At 70.4% G+C, this 16,034-nt stretch carries 16 protein-coding genes; 11 read left to right on the forward strand and 5 right to left on the reverse strand.

Annotation, left to right across the window (positions count from 1 at the left end):
- The first annotated feature begins 88 nt into the window (after positions 1–88).
- Positions 89–2,287 carry a DNA helicase II gene (gene uvrD, locus J5F18_RS01560; protein WP_346300606.1) on the forward strand — a complete coding sequence of 733 codons (2,199 nt, stop codon included), beginning with the start codon at positions 89–91 and terminating at the stop codon, positions 2,285–2,287.
- 151 nt (positions 2,288–2,438) lie between these two features.
- Positions 2,439–3,527 (forward strand): TRAP transporter substrate-binding protein, encoded by a 1,089-nt coding sequence (locus J5F18_RS01565; RefSeq protein ID WP_346300607.1) that lies wholly within the window; start codon positions 2,439–2,441, stop codon positions 3,525–3,527.
- Between the two features lie 69 nt (positions 3,528–3,596).
- Here J5F18_RS01565 and J5F18_RS01570 read toward each other — a convergent pair whose 3' ends face one another.
- Positions 3,597–3,998, reverse strand: a complete 402-nt coding sequence (locus J5F18_RS01570; RefSeq protein ID WP_346300608.1) for a hotdog domain-containing protein — start codon at positions 3,996–3,998, stop codon at positions 3,597–3,599.
- A 74-nt stretch (positions 3,999–4,072) separates the two neighbouring features.
- On the opposite strand from J5F18_RS01570, the gene J5F18_RS01575 reads away from it, so the two are divergent.
- The 6 genes from J5F18_RS01575 to J5F18_RS01600 all read left to right on the forward strand — a co-directional run bounded on the left by J5F18_RS01575 (position 4,073) and on the right by J5F18_RS01600 (position 10,052).
- Positions 4,073–5,098 (forward strand): phosphate ABC transporter substrate-binding protein, encoded by a 1,026-nt coding sequence (locus J5F18_RS01575; RefSeq protein ID WP_346300609.1) that lies wholly within the window; start codon positions 4,073–4,075, stop codon positions 5,096–5,098.
- A 75-nt stretch (positions 5,099–5,173) separates the two neighbouring features.
- Positions 5,174–6,361, forward strand: a complete 1,188-nt coding sequence (locus J5F18_RS01580) for an ABC transporter permease subunit (RefSeq protein WP_346300610.1) — start codon at positions 5,174–5,176, stop codon at positions 6,359–6,361.
- Complete coding sequence (gene pstA, locus J5F18_RS01585) at positions 6,358–7,887, forward strand: phosphate ABC transporter permease PstA (RefSeq protein ID WP_346300611.1); 1,530 nt, start codon at positions 6,358–6,360, stop codon at positions 7,885–7,887. Before J5F18_RS01580 ends, pstA begins: the two co-directional genes overlap by 4 nt.
- 28 nt (positions 7,888–7,915) lie before the next feature.
- A complete protein-coding gene (gene pstB, locus J5F18_RS01590) occupies positions 7,916–8,728 on the forward strand; it encodes a phosphate ABC transporter ATP-binding protein PstB (protein WP_346300612.1) in 813 nt (270 codons plus the stop codon).
- A 23-nt stretch (positions 8,729–8,751) separates the two neighbouring features.
- Positions 8,752–9,495 (forward strand): phosphate signaling complex protein PhoU, encoded by a 744-nt coding sequence (gene phoU / locus J5F18_RS01595; protein ID WP_346300613.1) that lies wholly within the window; start codon positions 8,752–8,754, stop codon positions 9,493–9,495.
- A 59-nt stretch (positions 9,496–9,554) separates the two neighbouring features.
- Positions 9,555–10,052 carry a copper chaperone PCu(A)C gene (locus J5F18_RS01600; protein WP_346300614.1) on the forward strand — a complete coding sequence of 166 codons (498 nt, stop codon included), beginning with the start codon at positions 9,555–9,557 and terminating at the stop codon, positions 10,050–10,052.
- 15 nt (positions 10,053–10,067) lie between these two features.
- Here J5F18_RS01600 and phoR read toward each other — a convergent pair whose 3' ends face one another.
- The 4 genes from phoR to J5F18_RS01620 all read right to left on the reverse strand — a co-directional run bounded on the left by phoR (position 10,068) and on the right by J5F18_RS01620 (position 13,845).
- Positions 10,068–11,384: a phosphate regulon sensor histidine kinase PhoR gene (phoR, locus tag J5F18_RS01605; protein ID WP_346300615.1), complete on the reverse strand. Its 1,317-nt coding sequence runs from the start codon at positions 11,382–11,384 to the stop codon at positions 10,068–10,070.
- A 1-nt stretch (position 11,385) separates the two neighbouring features.
- Entirely contained in the window at positions 11,386–12,075 is a 690-nt protein-coding gene (gene phoB, locus J5F18_RS01610; RefSeq protein ID WP_346300616.1) for a phosphate regulon transcriptional regulator PhoB, read from the reverse strand.
- Between the two features lie 78 nt (positions 12,076–12,153).
- Positions 12,154–13,047: a 4-hydroxybenzoate octaprenyltransferase gene (gene ubiA, locus J5F18_RS01615; protein WP_346300617.1), complete on the reverse strand. Its 894-nt coding sequence runs from the start codon at positions 13,045–13,047 to the stop codon at positions 12,154–12,156.
- A 249-nt stretch (positions 13,048–13,296) separates the two neighbouring features.
- Complete coding sequence (locus J5F18_RS01620; RefSeq protein ID WP_346300618.1) at positions 13,297–13,845, reverse strand: chorismate lyase; 549 nt, start codon at positions 13,843–13,845, stop codon at positions 13,297–13,299.
- Positions 13,846–13,918: 73 nt separating this feature from the next.
- Here J5F18_RS01620 and J5F18_RS01625 point away from each other — a divergent pair, with 73 nt between their 5' ends.
- The 3 genes from J5F18_RS01625 to J5F18_RS01635 all read left to right on the forward strand — a co-directional run bounded on the left by J5F18_RS01625 (position 13,919) and on the right by J5F18_RS01635 (position 15,960).
- On the forward strand, positions 13,919–15,079 hold the full coding sequence (locus tag J5F18_RS01625; RefSeq protein ID WP_346300619.1) for an FAD-dependent oxidoreductase: 1,161 nt from the start codon (positions 13,919–13,921) through the stop codon (positions 15,077–15,079).
- A 169-nt stretch (positions 15,080–15,248) separates the two neighbouring features.
- Positions 15,249–15,524 carry an HU family DNA-binding protein gene (locus J5F18_RS01630; RefSeq protein ID WP_346300620.1) on the forward strand — a complete coding sequence of 92 codons (276 nt, stop codon included), beginning with the start codon at positions 15,249–15,251 and terminating at the stop codon, positions 15,522–15,524.
- Positions 15,525–15,603: 79 nt separating this feature from the next.
- Entirely contained in the window at positions 15,604–15,960 is a 357-nt protein-coding gene (locus J5F18_RS01635) for a hypothetical protein (RefSeq protein WP_346300621.1), read from the forward strand.
- Positions 15,961–16,034: the final 74 nt, after the last annotated feature.

The following is a 16,034-nucleotide window of genomic DNA, read 5'->3' on the forward strand; positions in this document are numbered from 1 at the left end:
CTTGCCCCTTGCCCCTTGCCCCTCGCCCCTCGCCCCTCGCCCCTATGCTAAGCTGTTCGCCCATTTTCCGAGCAGCGATGCCCTCCCCATGGACGACGTCACGGCGATCCTCGACCACCTCAACACCGCCCAGCGCGAGGCGGTCAGCGCCCCCCAGGGCAACATGCTGGTGCTGGCCGGGGCCGGCTCCGGCAAGACCCGGGTGCTGGTCCACCGCATCGCCTGGCTGATGCAGGCCGAGGGGCTCTCCCCCTACGCCGTGCTCGCCGTGACCTTCACCAACAAGGCGGCCCGGGAGATGCGCACCCGCCTGGAGGCGCTGTTGGGCCTGTCGCTGCGCCACGTCTGGGTGGGCACCTTCCACTCCATCGCCCACCGCCTGCTGCGCACCCACTGGCAGGACGCCCGCCTGCCCCAGCACTTCCAGATCATCGATTCCGACGACCAGCTGCGTCTGGTCAAGCGGCTGATCAAGGATCACGACGTCGACGACGAGCGCTTCCCGCCGCGCCAGGTGCAGGCCTTCATCTCCGGCTGCAAGGAGGAGGGTTTGCGCCCCCACCAGGTCGAGGTCCACGGCGACGCCTACCTGGGGCAGATGGTGGCGCTCTATGAGCGCTATCAGCTCACCTGCGAGCGCGGCGGCCTGGTGGACTTCGGCGAGCTTCTGCTGCGAAGCCTCGAGCTTCTGCGCGACAACCCCGCCCTGCTGGCCCATTACCAGGCGCGTTTCGCCCATGTGCTGGTGGACGAGTTCCAGGACACCAACACCCTGCAGTACGCCTGGCTGAAGCTGCTCACCGGCATGCGCACGCCGATGACCGTGGTGGGTGACGACGACCAGTCCATCTACGGCTGGCGCGGCGCCCGGGTGGAGAACATCCGCCGCTTCGAGCAGGAGTTTCCCGGGACCAGGACCGTGCGCCTGGAGCAGAACTACCGCTCCACCAGCGCCATCCTCGAGGCCGCCAATGCCCTGATCAGCCACAACGCCGAGCGCATGGGCAAGGAGCTGTGGACCGCCGGCGCCCGGGGCGAGCCGATCTCGGTCTATGCGGGGTTCAATGATCTGGATGAAGCTCGCTTTATCGTCGACACCCTTCGCGAGCGAGTCGAGGAGGGCATCAAGCGCCGCGAGATCGCCATCCTCTACCGCTCCAACGCCCAGTCCCGGGTGATCGAGGAGACCCTGATCCGCCAGGGCATGCCCTACCGCATCTACGGGGGCCACCGCTTCTACGAGCGCCTGGAGATCAAGAACGCCCTGGCCTACCTGCGCCTGCTGCTCAACCGCGACGACGATGCCTCCCTGGAGCGGGTGATCAACGTACCGGCCCGGGGCATCGGCACCCGCACCGTGGAGCTTCTGCGCACCCGGGCCCGGGAGAGCGGCGTCTCCCTGTGGCAGGCGCTTCACGATGGCGTGAACGACGGCACCCTCAAGGGCCGCGCCGGCAGTGTCGTGCAGGCCTTCGCCGAGCTGATCGAGCGGCTCGACCACGACACCGCGGGGCTGTCGCTGCACGAGATCATCGACCACGTCATCGAGCGCTCGGGGCTGGTGGAGCACCATCGCAGCGAGCGCGGCGAGAAGGGCCAGGCGCGGGTCGAGAACCTGGAGGAGCTGGTCAACGCGGCGCGGGCCTTCACCCAGGGCGAGTCCTTCGACCCGCCGGAGGCCGGCGAGGGGGGCGCTGCGCTGGAGGCCTTCCTCTCCGAGGCGGCGCTCAACGCCGGCGAGCACGAGGCGGACGAGTTCGAGGACAGCGTCCAGCTGATGACCCTGCACGCCGCCAAGGGGCTGGAGTTCCCGGTGGTCTTCATCGCCGGGGTGGAGGAGGGGCTCTTCCCCCACCGCATGTCCGCGGAGGAGCCGGGGCGCCTGGAGGAGGAGCGTCGGCTCTGCTACGTGGGCCTGACCCGGGCCATGCGCAAGCTCTACCTGACCCACGCCGAGATCCGTCGCCTGCACGGCAAGGAAACCTTCCAGCGCGCCTCGCGTTTCCTGCGCGAGATCCCCGCCCAGTACCTGGAGGAGGTGCGGCTGCGCGGCCAGATCAGCCGACCGGTCACCGTGCGCTCCCCGGGCCTGCGCCAGACCGAGGTAAACGGTGGCGGCGACCTGCCGAGCCTGTCGCTGGGCCAGCGGGTCCACCACCCGGTGTTCGGCGAGGGGGTGATCCTCAACGCCGAGGGGGAGGGGGAGCGCGCCCGGGTGCAGGTCAGCTTCGAGGGCGAGGGGGACAAGTGGCTGGTGCTGGGCTTCGCCAAGCTGACGCCCCTGTAGCCGGCCGAGGCGCCGTCTTTCCGTTGACCATTCCGTCAGATCCCCACCTTGTGGGGCAATTCGGCGTTGGCGCATACTGCCAGGAGACGACATCGCGCCGGCCCGCCCTCCGCGCGTCTTTACCTGACAAGCCTTTCGGAGTCATGCCCGCATGCAACGCCGCAAATTCCTGAAGACCGTGGGTGCCGGTGCCGCCGGCGTCGCCGCCGCCCCCTTCGTGTCCAGCGCCCAGGCCCAGGAGACCCTCACCTGGGACATGGTCACCTCCTGGCCGCGCAACTTCCCGGTGCTGGGGACCGGTGCCAACGAGTTCGCCAAGCGTATCGAGGAGCTCTCCGACGGGCGCATGCGTATCCGCGTGCACGGCGCCGGCGAGCTGGTGCCGGCCATGGAGGTATTCGACGCCGTGGCCGCCGGCACCGCCGAGATGGGCCACTCCGCCGCCTACTACTGGCGCGGCAAGCTGGCGGCCTCCCAGTTCTTCACCGCGGTGCCCTTCGGCATGAACACCACCGAGACCAACGCCTGGCTCTACCACGGCGGCGGCCAGGAGCTGTGGGACGAGATCTATGCCAAGCACAACCTCAAGCCCTTCGCGGTGGGCAACACCGGCACCCAGATGGCCGGCTGGTTCAAGAAGGAGATCCACTCCCTCTCCGACATGCAGGGCATCCGCCTGCGCCTGCCGGGGCTGGCCGGCGAGGCGATGAACCGGATCGGCGTCACCACCGTGAACATGCCGGCCTCCGAGATCTTCACCTCCCTGCAGACCGGGGTGCTGGATGCCGCGGACTGGGTCGGCCCCTACAACGACATGGCCCTGGGCCTCCACCAGGTGGCCGACTACTACTACACCTCGGTGTGGAACGAGCCCAGCGCGGTGCTCGAGGGCACCGTCAACCTGGCCGCCTGGAACGCCCTGCCGGATGACCTCAAGGCGGTGGTGCGCGAGGCGGCCAAAGCCTCCAACCTGGCGATGATCAGCGAGTTTGCCTATCGCAATGCCCAGGCCCTGGAGACCCTGGTCGAGGAACATGGCGTGCAGCTGCGTACCTTCCCGGAGGACGTCATGGCCGCCCTCTATGAGGCCTCCACGGAGGTGCTCCAGGCGCAGGTCGCAAGCGACCCGGAGTCGAAGCAGGTCTACGACTCCTACCTGGCCTTCCAGAAGCTGGTGCGGCCGTTCAGCGACGTTGGCGAGTACTCCTATCTCAAGGGCCGCGACACCGTCGGCGCCTGATTCGGGCGGCGGGCAGAGCGACACCGGGGGCGCCAGCTGGCGCCCCCGGTGTCGTCGTGCCTCGCTCGGCTACTGGCGCACGGCGCGGATGCGGCCCTTGTCGTCCAGGGCCACCATCACGAAGCTCGCCTCGGTCACCTTGTGGAGCTCCCGGGGGTCGCGCTCCTGGGGCTGGCGGATCCACACCTCCACGTCGATGCGGATCGAGCTGTGGCCGATCTCGCGCACCGCGGTGTAGATATTGACCATGGCGCCCACGCGCACCGGGCACAGGAAGTCCATGGCCTCGATGGCCACGGTGGCGGTGCGGCCGTGGGCCTCGCGCCCGGCGGCCAGCTCGGCGGCCTGGTCCATATGGGCCACCAGCCAGCCGCCGGCGATGTCGCCGTGCAGGTTGGTGTCCTGGCGGCTGGCCAGCAGCTTGAGGGTCAGCTCGCCCTGAGGGGCGGGGATATCGTCGAGGTCTGTCATCAAGGTGTCATCATCCTGGCTTGTTATTGTGGCCGTAAGCGACAAGAGGCGAACGGATGTCTGAATCGGGGGCCATGGTATATGCAGTCGCCGCCGCCCACCAGCCTTGCCCCCTGGCCGGCGGCGGGGCTCGCCCCCGGGGCGGGAAGGCCCGCGGGCCCTGGCCGCGGGCCGCAAGGCGCTGGCTGGCGGTGCTGCTGCTGGCGCTGCTGCTTCCGGGAGTGGCCCGGGCGGACCTCGACGAGGTGGCCGGCACCCTCGGGGCGGTGGGCTCCGATACCCTGGCGGGGCTGATGCTGCGCTGGGGGGAGGCCCTCACCGAGCGGCACCCCGCCGTGCGCCTGCAGCTGCAGGCCAGCGGCTCAGCCAGCGCCCCCACGGCGCTGATCGCCGGTACCACCCGCCTGGGGCCGATGTCGCGGGCCATGAGCGAGGCCGAGCGGGCGGCCTTCACGGCGCGCCACGGCTATCCGCCCCTGGCGCTCGAGGTGGCCCGGGATGCCCTGGCGGTGGTGGTGCACCGCCACAACCCGCTGGAGGGCCTGACGGCGGCCGAGCTGGACGCCATCTTCTCCGAGTCCCGCCGCTGCGGCGCGGCCTCGCCCATCGAGCGCTGGTCACAGCTCGGCGTCGACCTGCCCGGGCGCATCGCGCTGCATGGTCGCAACGTGGCCTCCGGCACCCACGACCTCTTCCGCCTGCGGGGCCTGTGCGGCGGGCGCTTCCGGCTGCGCGTCAACGAGCATCCCGGCTCGGCCGCCGTGGTGGCCGCGGTGGCCGCGGAACCCTCGGCCATCGGCTTCGCGGGGCTCAACCACCTGACCCCCGCGGTACGTGCGGTCTCCCGTCGCGATGCCGAGGGCGGCGAGCTTCACCCGCCGAGCGCCGCGACGGTGCTGAGCGGCGACTACCCGCTGTCGCGTACCCTCTACCTCTACGTCAACCGGCCGCCGGACCGGCCCCTGCCCGGGCCGGAGCGCGCCTTCCTCGCGCTGGTGCTCTCCGACGCGGGCCAGGCGATCGTGGAGGAGCTTGGCTTCGTGCCCCTGCCCGAGGCGGTGCGCGAACGCCAGCGGGGCCTGATCGAGGCGGCCCCCTGAGGCTGTCACGCAACTGTCATGCGAATGTCGTAGAGTCATGCTGTCCCCCTTGCCGATCACCGACCGGGAGCGGCCATGATCGACCCCCTGCCGCCCACTCCCCCGCCGCGCCGCCAGTGGCGCCGCCGCGTCGGTGACCGCCTGGCGACCCTGTTGATCACCGCGGGCGGCGTCGGCGTGGTGGCGGCGGTGCTGGCCATCGGGGTCTTCCTGGCCCTGGAGGTGGCCCCGCTGTTCCTCGGGGCCGAGCCGACGGTGGGCTGGCGCGAGCTGTGGCAGCCGCGCTGGCAGCCCGGCACCCTGCCGGGGGAGTCTCCCCTGTATGGCCTGCAGCCTCTGGCCTGGGGCACCCTCAAGGCCGCCTTCTGGGCGCTGCTGTTCGCCGTCCCCCTGGCGCTGGGGGCCGCCATCCACTCCGCAACCTTCATGTCCCGCCGCCTCAGGACGCGGCTCAAGCCGACCCTGGAGCTGATGGAGGCGATGCCCGGGGTGGTGGTCGGCTTCGTGGCCGGTCTGGTGCTGGCGCCCTGGGTGGAGCGCCACCTGGCCGGTTTCCTGGCGCTGATGGTGGTGCTCCCGGTGGGGCTGCTGCTGGCCGGGCTGGCCTGGGGGCGGCTCCCCCCTGCCTGGCGGCGTCGCCTGCCGACGAGCTGGGCCGGCCTCTGGCTGATGCCCTGGCTGGCCCTGCTGGTGATGCTTTCGCTATGGCTCTCCCCCGGGCTCGAGGCGCTGCTGTTCGGCGGTGACCTGCGCGGCTGGCTGGAGACGCGCTTCGGGCTCGACTACGCCTCGCGCAACGCCATGATCGTCGGGCTGGCCATGGGCTTCGCGGTGATTCCCGGCATCTACGCCCTGGCCGAGGACGCCCTCTCCGGGGTGCCGGCGAGCCTCGGCGAGGGCGCCCAGGCGCTGGGGGCGACCCGCTGGCAGAGCCTGTGGAAGGTGGTGCTGCCGGCGGCGGCCCCCGGGGTCTTCAGCGCGGTGATGATCGGCGCCGGCCGCGCCGTGGGCGAGACCATGATCGTGCTGATGGCCAGCGGCAACACCGCGCTGATGACCCTGAGCCCCCTGGAGGGCATGCGCTCCCTGGCCGCCAGCGTCGCCATCGAGCTGCCCGAGGCGCTGCCGGGCGGGGTCCACTACCGGCTGCTGTTCCTGGCCGCCCTGGCGCTGTTCGTCTTCACCTTCCTGGTCAACACCCTGGCGGAGCTGGTGCGCTCGCGGCTCAGGCGCCGCTACCGGCAGCTGGCGGAGTCCGCATGATCGGTCGCGCCCGCCTGCCCCGCGGCGAGGGGCCCTGGCCCTGGCTGGCCGCCGGCAGCGTGGCCCTCTCGCTGCTGCTGCTGGCCGGGCTCTTGACCCTGCTGGCGGTGCGCGGCCTGGGCCACTTCTGGCCGGCGCCGCTCTCCCTGGTGACCCTGGAGGATGGTCGCCAGCTCGCCGGCCAGGCGGTTCGCGAGGAGCGCCTGCCCGACGGCGCGGGGCGCGAGCGCCTCTACCTGACCGCCAACCGCGACCTGGACGGCGCCATCTGGACCTGGGTGACCCGGGAGGAGATCGCCGACGAGCGTCGGCCCCGGGAGCTGGTGGTGCTGGAGCGCGCTCGCTGGGGGAACTTCCACGGACGCCTGCTGGCCCTCGAGAATGCCGAAGGGCGCGTCGAGGGCGCGGCCGCCTGGCCGGCGCTGCAGGCGCGCCTGGGGGAGCTGGCGGCGCTGCGGGCGGAGCGCGACCGCCTGCGCGACGCTGCGGTGCCGCTGATGCGTCGCCTGGAGCGGGACCCCGGGGTGGCGGCCGAACTGGCCCGAACCAGCGACCGGATCCGCGCGCTGCAGGCGCGCATGGAGGGCGATACCCTGCACCTGGAGAGCGTCGACGGGCGCCGCCTGGCGCAGCCGCTGGCGCAGGTGCTGGGCGCGTGGCGGCCCAACGCCATGTCGCCACCCCAGAAGCTGGCCGCCTGGGCGAGCGGCGTGTGGCGCTTCCTCTCCGAGGGACCCCGCGCCGCCAATACCGCCGGCGGCGTCTGGCCGGCGATCTTCGGTACCGTGCTGATGGTGCTGCTGATGTCGGTGGTGGTCACCCCCTTCGGCGTGCTGGCGGCCATCTACCTCAACGAGGTGGCCCACCAGGGGCGCTTCACCCGTCTGGTGCGGATCGCCGTGCGTAACCTCGCCGGGGTGCCCTCCATCGTCTACGGGGTGTTCGGGCTGGGGGTCTTCGTCTACGGCATCGGCGGCACCCTCGACGAGTGGTTCTTCGCCGACCAGCTCCCGTCGCCCACCTTCGGCACCGGGGGCCTGCTGTGGGCCTCCCTGACCCTGGCGCTGCTGACCCTGCCGGTGGTGATCGTGGCCACCGAGGAGGGGCTGGCCCGGGTGCCCGACCACCAGCGCGAGGGGGCTCTGGCGCTGGGCGCCACCCGCATGGAGATGCTCACCCGGGTGGTGCTGCCGATGACCGCCCCGGCGATGCTCACCGGGGTGATCCTGGCCATCGCCCGGGCCGCCGGTGAGGTGGCGCCGCTGATGCTGGTGGGGGTCGCCAAGCTGGCGCCCCAGGTGCCGGTGGACGGCGAATTTCCCTTCCTGCATCTTGAGAGGAAGTTCATGCACCTGGGCTATCACATCTATGACGCGGCCTTCCACGGCGGCGATGTCCAGGCGGCGCTGCCGCTGGTCTACGCCACGGCGCTGCTGCTGGTGCTGGTGATCCTGGTGCTTAACCTGACTGCAATATTCCTGCGCCATCATCTGAGGGCGCGCCACGGGGCGCTGCCGCGTCGCTAGCGGTGGCGCTCGAAGGAGTATAAGCCCGATGTCCGTCTTCTCGCCGCGGCCGGCTGCGGCTGGCCCGATCATCGACCTCAACCCGGCGTCCTGCTGCCTGGAGATCGAGGGGCTTAGCCTCGCCTACGGTGGCTCACCGGCGCTGCGCGAGCTGACACTACGCGTGCCACGCCACCGGGTCACGGCCTTCATCGGACCCTCCGGCTGCGGCAAGTCGACGCTGCTGCGCGTGCTCAACCGGCTCCATGACCTCAACGACGAGGTGAGCCTGACCGGACGGATCCGGCTCGAGGGGCAGGACATCCATGCGCCCGAGGTCGCGGTGGCCGAGCTGCGGCGACGGGTGGGGATGGTCTTCCAGGCGCCCAACCCCTTCCCCATGTCGATCTACGACAACGTGGCCTTCGGGCTGCGCCTGCAGGGGGGCATCCGCAAGCGCCAGCTGGACGATATCGTCGAGTGGGCGCTGCAGTCGGCGGCGCTGTGGGAGGAGGTGAAGGACCGCCTGAGGAGCTCGGCCTGGACCCTCTCGGGCGGCCAGCAGCAGCGGCTGGTGATCGCCCGGACCCTGGCGGTGCGCCCCGAGGTGCTGCTGCTCGACGAGCCGGCCTCGGCGCTGGACCCCATTTCGACGCTGAAGATCGAGGAGTTGATCCGCAACCTGAAGTCGCAGCTGACCCTGGTGCTGGTCACCCACAACATGCAGCAGGCGGCGCGGGTATCCGACTACACCGCCTTCCTGCAGGAGGGCGAGCTGGTGGAGTACGGTCCCACCCAGACTCTGTTCACCAATCCGCGCCTGCGGCGCACCGAGAACTACATCACCGGCCGCCTGGCCTGACGGCCGGGCCCAAGGAGAGTCTCATGGACATCACCAGCGATATCCACAGCCGGCACATCTCGCGGCAGTTCAACCAGGAGCTCGAGGAGCTCAAGACCCACCTCATGGCCATGGGCGGCCTGGTGGAGAAGCAGATCCAGGAGGCGGTGGCGGCGCTGCTCGAAGGCGACTCCGCCCTGGCCCGCCGCGTGGTGGAGAATGACCGCGCGGTCAACGACATGCAGATCAAGATCGATGAGGAGTGCACCCAGGTGCTGGCGCGCCGCCAGCCGGCCGCCTCGGACCTGCGGCTGGTGCTGGCGGTGATCCGCGCCGCCTCCGACCTGGAGCGCATCGGCGACGAGGCGAGCAAGATCGCCCGCAATGCCGGCGACCTGATCGCCGCCGACAACGGCACCCGCGGCTTCGTCGAGGTGCGCATGATCAGCGAGCACGTGCGGCGCATGGTGCGCGATGCCCTGACCTCCTTCGCCCGCTTCGACACCGAGCTGGCCCTGAAGCTGGTCCACGAGGACGAGGAGGTGGACGAGGAGTACCGCACCGCCATGCGTTCGCTGATGACCTTCATGATGGAGGACGCCCGCTCGATCTCGCCGATCCTCAGCCTGATGTGGATCCTGCGCGCCCTGGAGCGCATCGGCGACCACGCCAACAACCTGGCGGAGTACGTGGTCTACCTGGTCAAGGGGGCCGGCCACCGCCCCCGGCGGTGGCTGGCGTCGTTGCGATGCCCGGCAGGTGGCCCCGGCGACACCTTGTCGCGTTGAAACCCGCCTGGCCCCTCGCCTGCTATGCTCGGGGAAATCCCCACAAGGACCCCTGACCCATGCGAATGCCTGCCTTCCTGCTGCTGGCCGCCGGCCTGAGCGTCTCTACCGCTGCCTCTGCGTCAGCCCTGGCCCATGAGTACGTGCTGGAGGATCTGGTCGTGGTGCACCCCTTCGCCACGCCTGCCCCGCCCGGCGTGCCCCATGCGGCGGCCTACGTGGATATCCGGGTGGAGGGCGACACCCCCGCCGCGCTGGTGGGTGCCACGACCCCGGCCAGCGACTCGGTCGAGCTGCACGACATGCAGATGGACGGCGGCGTGATGCGGATGCGCCGGGTCGAGCGCATCGAGGTGCCCGCGGGCACCCTCCAGACCATGCGGCCGGGTGGCGGCTACCACCTGATGCTGATGGACCTGAAGGCGCCGCTGCGCCTGGGGGAGCGGTTCCCGATGACCCTGGAGTTCGCCGAGCGCGGCGAGGTCGAGGTGGAGGTGTGGGTACAGGGCGCCGATGCAGGCAGCGAGGCCGCCGACGGCCACCATCACCCAGACTGAGACGGCACCCCGGGGTCAGGCCGTGCCGGTGGCCCCGCTCCGGGCGGCCGCGGTCAGGCGTTGGGCCGGGAAGTGGCAGCGGAAGCGGGCGCCCTGGCCGGGTCGTGAGTCGATCTCCAGCCGGGCGTCGTGGCGCAGCAGCACGTGCTTGACGATGGCCAACCCCAGGCCGGTGCCGCCGGTAGCAGTGCTGCGCCCCTTGTCGACTCGGTAGAAGCGCTCGGTAAGCCGCGGCAGGTGTACCGGGTCGATGCCCTCGCCGTCATCCTCCACCTCCAGGCAGGCGTCGTCGCCCTGGGCGCGCCAGCGCAGCACGATTTGGCTTCCCGGCGGGGTGTAGCGCACCGCGTTGAAGGCCAGGTTGGAGAGCGCGCTATGGATCTCCTGCTCGCTGCCGATCAGCGCCCGGGGCTCGTCCAGTTCCACCTCGATGGTCTGGCGGCCGGCGGAGAGGACCGCCGCATCGCGCTGGACGCGCGCCAGCATCGCCGCCATGTCCAGGCGCACGTGATCCTCGCCGCCCCGGTCGATCTCCAGGCGGGAGAGCAGCAGCAGGTCGCTGACCAGGTTCTGCATGCGTACCGTCTGCTCCTGCATCCGGGGCAGGCCCCGGGCGAAGCGCGACGGCAGCTGGTCGGCATAGGTGGCGTAGGTCTCCAGGTAGCCGGCCAACACGGTGAGCGGGGTGCGCAGTTCGTGGGAGACGTTGGCCACGAAGTCGCGGCGCATCTCCTCCAGGCGATGCAGGCGGGTGATGTCGCGGGCCATCAGCAGCCGCTCGTCGTCGCCGTAGAGGGTGATCTGGCACTGCAGTACCATCTGTTCATCGATGGGCGAGGCGAGGGTCAAGGGCTCGCGGTAGTCGCGACGATGGAAGTAGTCGACGAAGCGCGGGTCGCGCACCAGATTGGTGATGTGGTGCCCGCGGTCATGGGCGGCGCGCAGGCCCAGCATGCGCTCGGCGGCGCTGTTCCACCACTCCATGTCGCCATGGCGGTCCAGCATCACCACGCTGTCGCGCATCGCCTCCGAGGATTCCTGGATGCGGCGCAGGGTGCGCAGCAGTCGCTCCTGGGTCTGCCGCTGGCCCTTCTGGTAGCGGTAGAGGCGATCGAGCAGGTCGCCCCAGATGCCCGAGGCAGCTGGCGGCTCCGACTGGGCATCGAGGGTCAGCCAGCGGTAGAGGCGGCAGAGCTGGCGCAGGTGGTAGCCGAGACAGGCGGCCAGACCCACGGCCAGGCCGGGCCAGGGGAGTGACAGTAGCCAGCCCACCAGCAGGCCGATGCCGACCAGCAGGATGAGGCGCCACAGCTCCCGCCGCCAGAGGCCCACGTCAGACCTTGGCGGAGAACCGATAGCCGGTACCGCGAACCGTCTGGACCAGGTGCTGGTGGCGGTTGCCCAGCGCCTTGCGCAGCCGGCGGATATGCACGTCCACGGTGCGCTCCTCCACGTAGACATTACCACCCCACACCTGATCCAGCAGCTGGCTGCGGGTGTAGGCGCGCTCCTGGTGCGTCATGAAGAACTGCAGCAGGCGGTACTCGGTGGGCCCCATCTCCACGGCATGGCCATCGGCGCTGACCCGGTGGCTTACCGGGTCGAGCAGTAGCCCCTCCACCTCCACGGCCTCCTCGACGCCCTGGGGCGTGGCACGGCGTAGCACGGCCTTGAGGCGGGCCACCAGCTCCCGCGGCGAGAAGGGCTTGGTGATGTAGTCGTCAGCGCCGGCCTCCAACCCCTGGACCTTGTTGTCCTCCTCGCCCTTGGCGGTGAGCAGGATGATGGGCAGCTCCGCGGTGGTCGGCTCGCGCTTGAGCCGGCGAGCCAGCTCGATGCCGCTGGTGCCGGGCATCATCCAGTCGAGCAGCACCAGGTCGGGCTGGTGGTCGACCACCATGGCATGGGCGGCCTGGGCGTTGTCGGCCTCGAGCACGCGGTAGTCGGCCATCTCCAGCGCCACCGCGATCATCTCGCGGATCGGTGCCTCATCATCGACGATCAGTACGGTCTTGGCGGTCATCCGGGAGCCTCATCAGCAGTGACGGATCGATGACGATCACACCATGGGATTATGACACTAGCGTGACATCCCTGCCCGTCAGCTCCCCGCGGTTGGCCACAGGCTGAGGGCGATGCCGGCGAATACCAGCAGGCCCGACCAGTGGTTGTTGAGGAAGGCCCGAAAGCAGGGGTCGCGCTCCCGGGTGCGGATCAGCCAGTGCTGGAAGGCGAAGGTGGCCGCCATGGCGGCCAGGCCCAGCCAGAAGAAGCCGCCCAGTGCCAGCCGGGTTCCGGCCCAGGCCAGCAGCACCAGGGTCATCCCCTGGAGCAGGCCGATCATCAGCCGGTCGGCGCGGCCGAAGAGCACCGCGGTGGACTTGATGCCGATCTTCAGGTCGTCGTCGCGGTCGACCATGGCGTACTGGGTGTCGTAGGCCACGGTCCAGGCGACGTTGGCGGCGAACAGCAGCCAGGCCTCGAAGGGCACATGGCCGAGTACCGCGCCGAAGGCCATGGGGATGGCCCAGGAAAAGGCCGCGCCGAGGAACAGCTGGGGCAGGTGGGTGTAGCGCTTCATGAACGGATAGATGAAGGCCAGCACCACGCCTACCAGGGAGAGCATCACGGTGAAGAGGTTGGTGAACCAGACCAGCACGAAGGCCGCCATCACCAGGATCAGGAACAGCGCCTGGGCTTCGCCCTCGCTGATGCGCCCGGTGGCCAGGGGGCGGTTCCGGGTGCGCTTCACATGGCCATCGAAGTGGCGGTCGGCATAGTCGTTGACCACGCAGCCGGCAGCGCGCATCAGGTAGACCCCGGCGACGAAGATCAGCAGCACATCCCGGCCGGGGAGGCCCTCGGCGGCCACCCAGAGCGCCCACAGGGTGGGCCACATCAGCAGCCAGGTGCCGATGGGACGGTCCAGGCGCATCAGCTGCAGGAAATCGGGTACCCGGGCCAGGCCCTTGGGGCGCATCAGGGAACGGTCCATCTCTACCTCATGAAAGTCGTCGATTACCGCGGTTTCAGCAATGAAGTTGGTTCTTCACACCCGGAGTGAGTCTGTACGGTATGGGAGGTGATGTAGGAGGCCGGCTTTGCCGGGCGAATGGAGGCCGAAGGACTCCCAGGCGGCTGGTACCAGCCTAAGTGGCACAGCCAGGGCGCCTTCGGCGCCATTCGCTCGGAATCCGAGCTCCCACACGGCAGTAGCACGCCTGTTCTGTGAAGAGCCCAGAGCCTAGCGCGAAGGAAGGCCGAGGTCATCCGCCATGGCCTCCAGGAACCACTCCTGGACCAGCACCCGGAAGGCGCCGCGGCGGAACACCGAGCGTCGCCCCCAGGGGCCGCGGGCCTGGTGGAAGCCCGCCGGCGCGGCGGTGACCTCGATCTCCCCGCGCTCGAGGCCCGGCTGGCGGAACAGCCAGGTGCCCAGGGAGCGCTCGCCCAGGTGGGCGAGGTCGTGCTCCGGCAGGCCCTCCAGCGGCGCCACTGAACGGGCCACCACCCAGGGACACTCACCCAGACAGAGCGCCACTTCGCGCAGCCAGGCGCGCTGGCCGGCGGCGATGCCCAGCGCCTGGGCCTCGTCCCGCCGCGGGGTGCCGAGGTGCTGGTCGAGCAGCCGGACGCGGAACGGGCGAGGGGCCCCGGCCTCGGTGAGGCGCAGGGTCAGGGAGTCCCGGGAACCGACCCAGCGGCGCCAGGCGGGACTCATGGCGGGCCGGGCGGCGGCCAGGGGAATCCAGTGCGCCAGGGCACGGCTGTCGGCAGGCAGGAGGTCGGACACCGCAGGCTCCGCGTCGATTCAGGGGCGGCTAGTGTAACATGCGGTGCCATCCCTACCCTGATCGAGGAGTTCCATGAGCACTCCCCTGACCATCATCGGCTCCGGCATGGCTGGCATCGGCCTGCTGCGCGCCCTGCGCGCGCTGGATGCCGAACGCCCCGTCACCCTGATCACCGCCGACAGCGGTGACGACTATTCCAAGCCGCTGCTTTCCGGCGGGTTCGCCAAGCGCCTGCCGCCGGAGCGGCTGGCGGCCCGCAGCGCCCTGCGGGTCGCCGAGGAGCTGAACGTGGTGGTGCGCACCCACACCCGGGTCGAGGCCATCGACCTTGGCCAACGTACCCTGCGCATCGGCGAGGAACGGCTGCCCTGGGGCGAGCTGGTGTTGGCCACCGGCGCGGCACCGGCGATTCCCTTCCCGGTGGCCGAGGCCATTGCCGGGCGGGTCTTTACCATCAACGACCTGGACGATTACCGCGCCTTCCAGGGTGCGCTGGCGGCGCTGGGGCGGCCGGGCCGGGTGGCGATCGTCGGCGCCGGCCTGGTGGGCTGCGAGTTCGCCAATGACCTGCAGGCCGGCGGTCACGAGGTGTGCCTGGTGGCGCCGGAGACGGCCCCGCTGCCGCGGCTGCTGCCCGAGCCCCTGGGACGGGCCCTGGGCGAGGCCTTCGAGGCCGCCGGCATGGAGCTGGCGCTGGGCACCGGGACGACGGCGCTGGAGGCGGCCGGAGCCGACGTGGGCCTGGTCCTCGACGATGGCAGCCGTCTCGAGGCCGATCTGGTGCTGGTGGCCACCGGCCTGCGGCCGCGGACCGCCCTGGCCGAGGCGGCCGGCCTGGCGGTCAGTGCCGCCGGAATCCAGACCGATCGCTATCTAACTACCTCGGCGCCCGGGGTCCATGCCCTGGGCGACGTGGCCTGCGTCGACGGGGTCAACGCCATGTACGTTCAGCCGCTCCAGGCCAGCGCCAGGGCGCTGGCGAAGACCCTGAGCGGTACGCCCACCCCGGTGCGCTATGGCCCCTGGCCGGTGCTGGTCAAGACCCCGCTGCTGCCGGTGGTGGCGCTGCCCCCGGAGAATCCCCCCGCGCGTTGGCGCATCGAGGGGGAGGCCGGTGACTTCACCGCCCTGGCCGAATCGGAGGACGGTCGTTTGATCGGATTTGCGTTGACAGGGGCCTGTGTCCGTCGGAAAGTTGAACTGGCGAGGGCTGCGCCGCCGTTGCTAGGCTAGTTCATCGATGTCGGCGCGTCCTGCGGGCCCTGCCATCGAACCGCCCCGGTGTCATTCGCCTGTCGCCGTCCAGAGGGGGGCGACAGGCGAGTGGCTTGAACGGAAGGTCATCACTACAGTGCTCTCGGCACCGGGTCGGGGGCGCAGAAGCCAATATCAGGAGGGCTGTATGCGTAAGCCAGAACTCGCGTCGGCGATTGCCGAGCGTGCCGATCTGTCCAAGGACAAGGCTAGCCAGGTGCTCAACGTGATCCTCGACGAGATCACCGGGAGCGTCTCCCAGGGGCAGGACGTCTCGCTGATCGGCTTCGGCACCTTCACCGTGCGCGAGCGTGCGGCGCGCACCGGCAAGAACCCCCAGACCGGCCAGCCGCTGACCATCCCGGCCAGCAAGACCGTGGCCTTCAAGCCGGGCAAGGGGCTCAAGGACGCCGTGGCCAAGTAGGACAACGGCTGACACCGGCGGCCCGCCCTGGCGGGCCGCGAGCACTTCTTCCCTCCATGGATTCGGTGGCGATGACGACATGAAGCTGCGACTGATGCTCTGGCTGCTGGCCTTCCTGCTCAAGCGGGCCCTGCGCCGCAAGGCGCGCTTCCGCGAGCTGCTCGGCGAGATGCGCGGCCTCGACTGGGGCATCGCCACCGAGGACCTCGCCATTGCCCGCTACTATCGCATGTCACCCCGCGGCATCCAGTCCGGGCGCGGCCTGCCGGTGGACCTCGACCTGGAGCTGCGCTTCGAGGACGCGGAGACCGCGCTCAAGGTGCTCAAGAAGCCTACCCAGCAGGCCTTCCTCGACGGCATGATGGACGGCCGCGTGCGGCTGGTCGGGGACTCCGCCGACCTGCAGAAACTCCAGAAGCTCCTCAAGCAGCTGTAAGCACCGAGCTGAAAGTTTCGAGCGCCAGTCTGCTCGGAGACGGGGCCGGTGCCGAGACGCAAAGCGACCCCCCT

It is taken from the genome of Halomonas sp. BM-2019 (genome assembly GCF_017584085.1).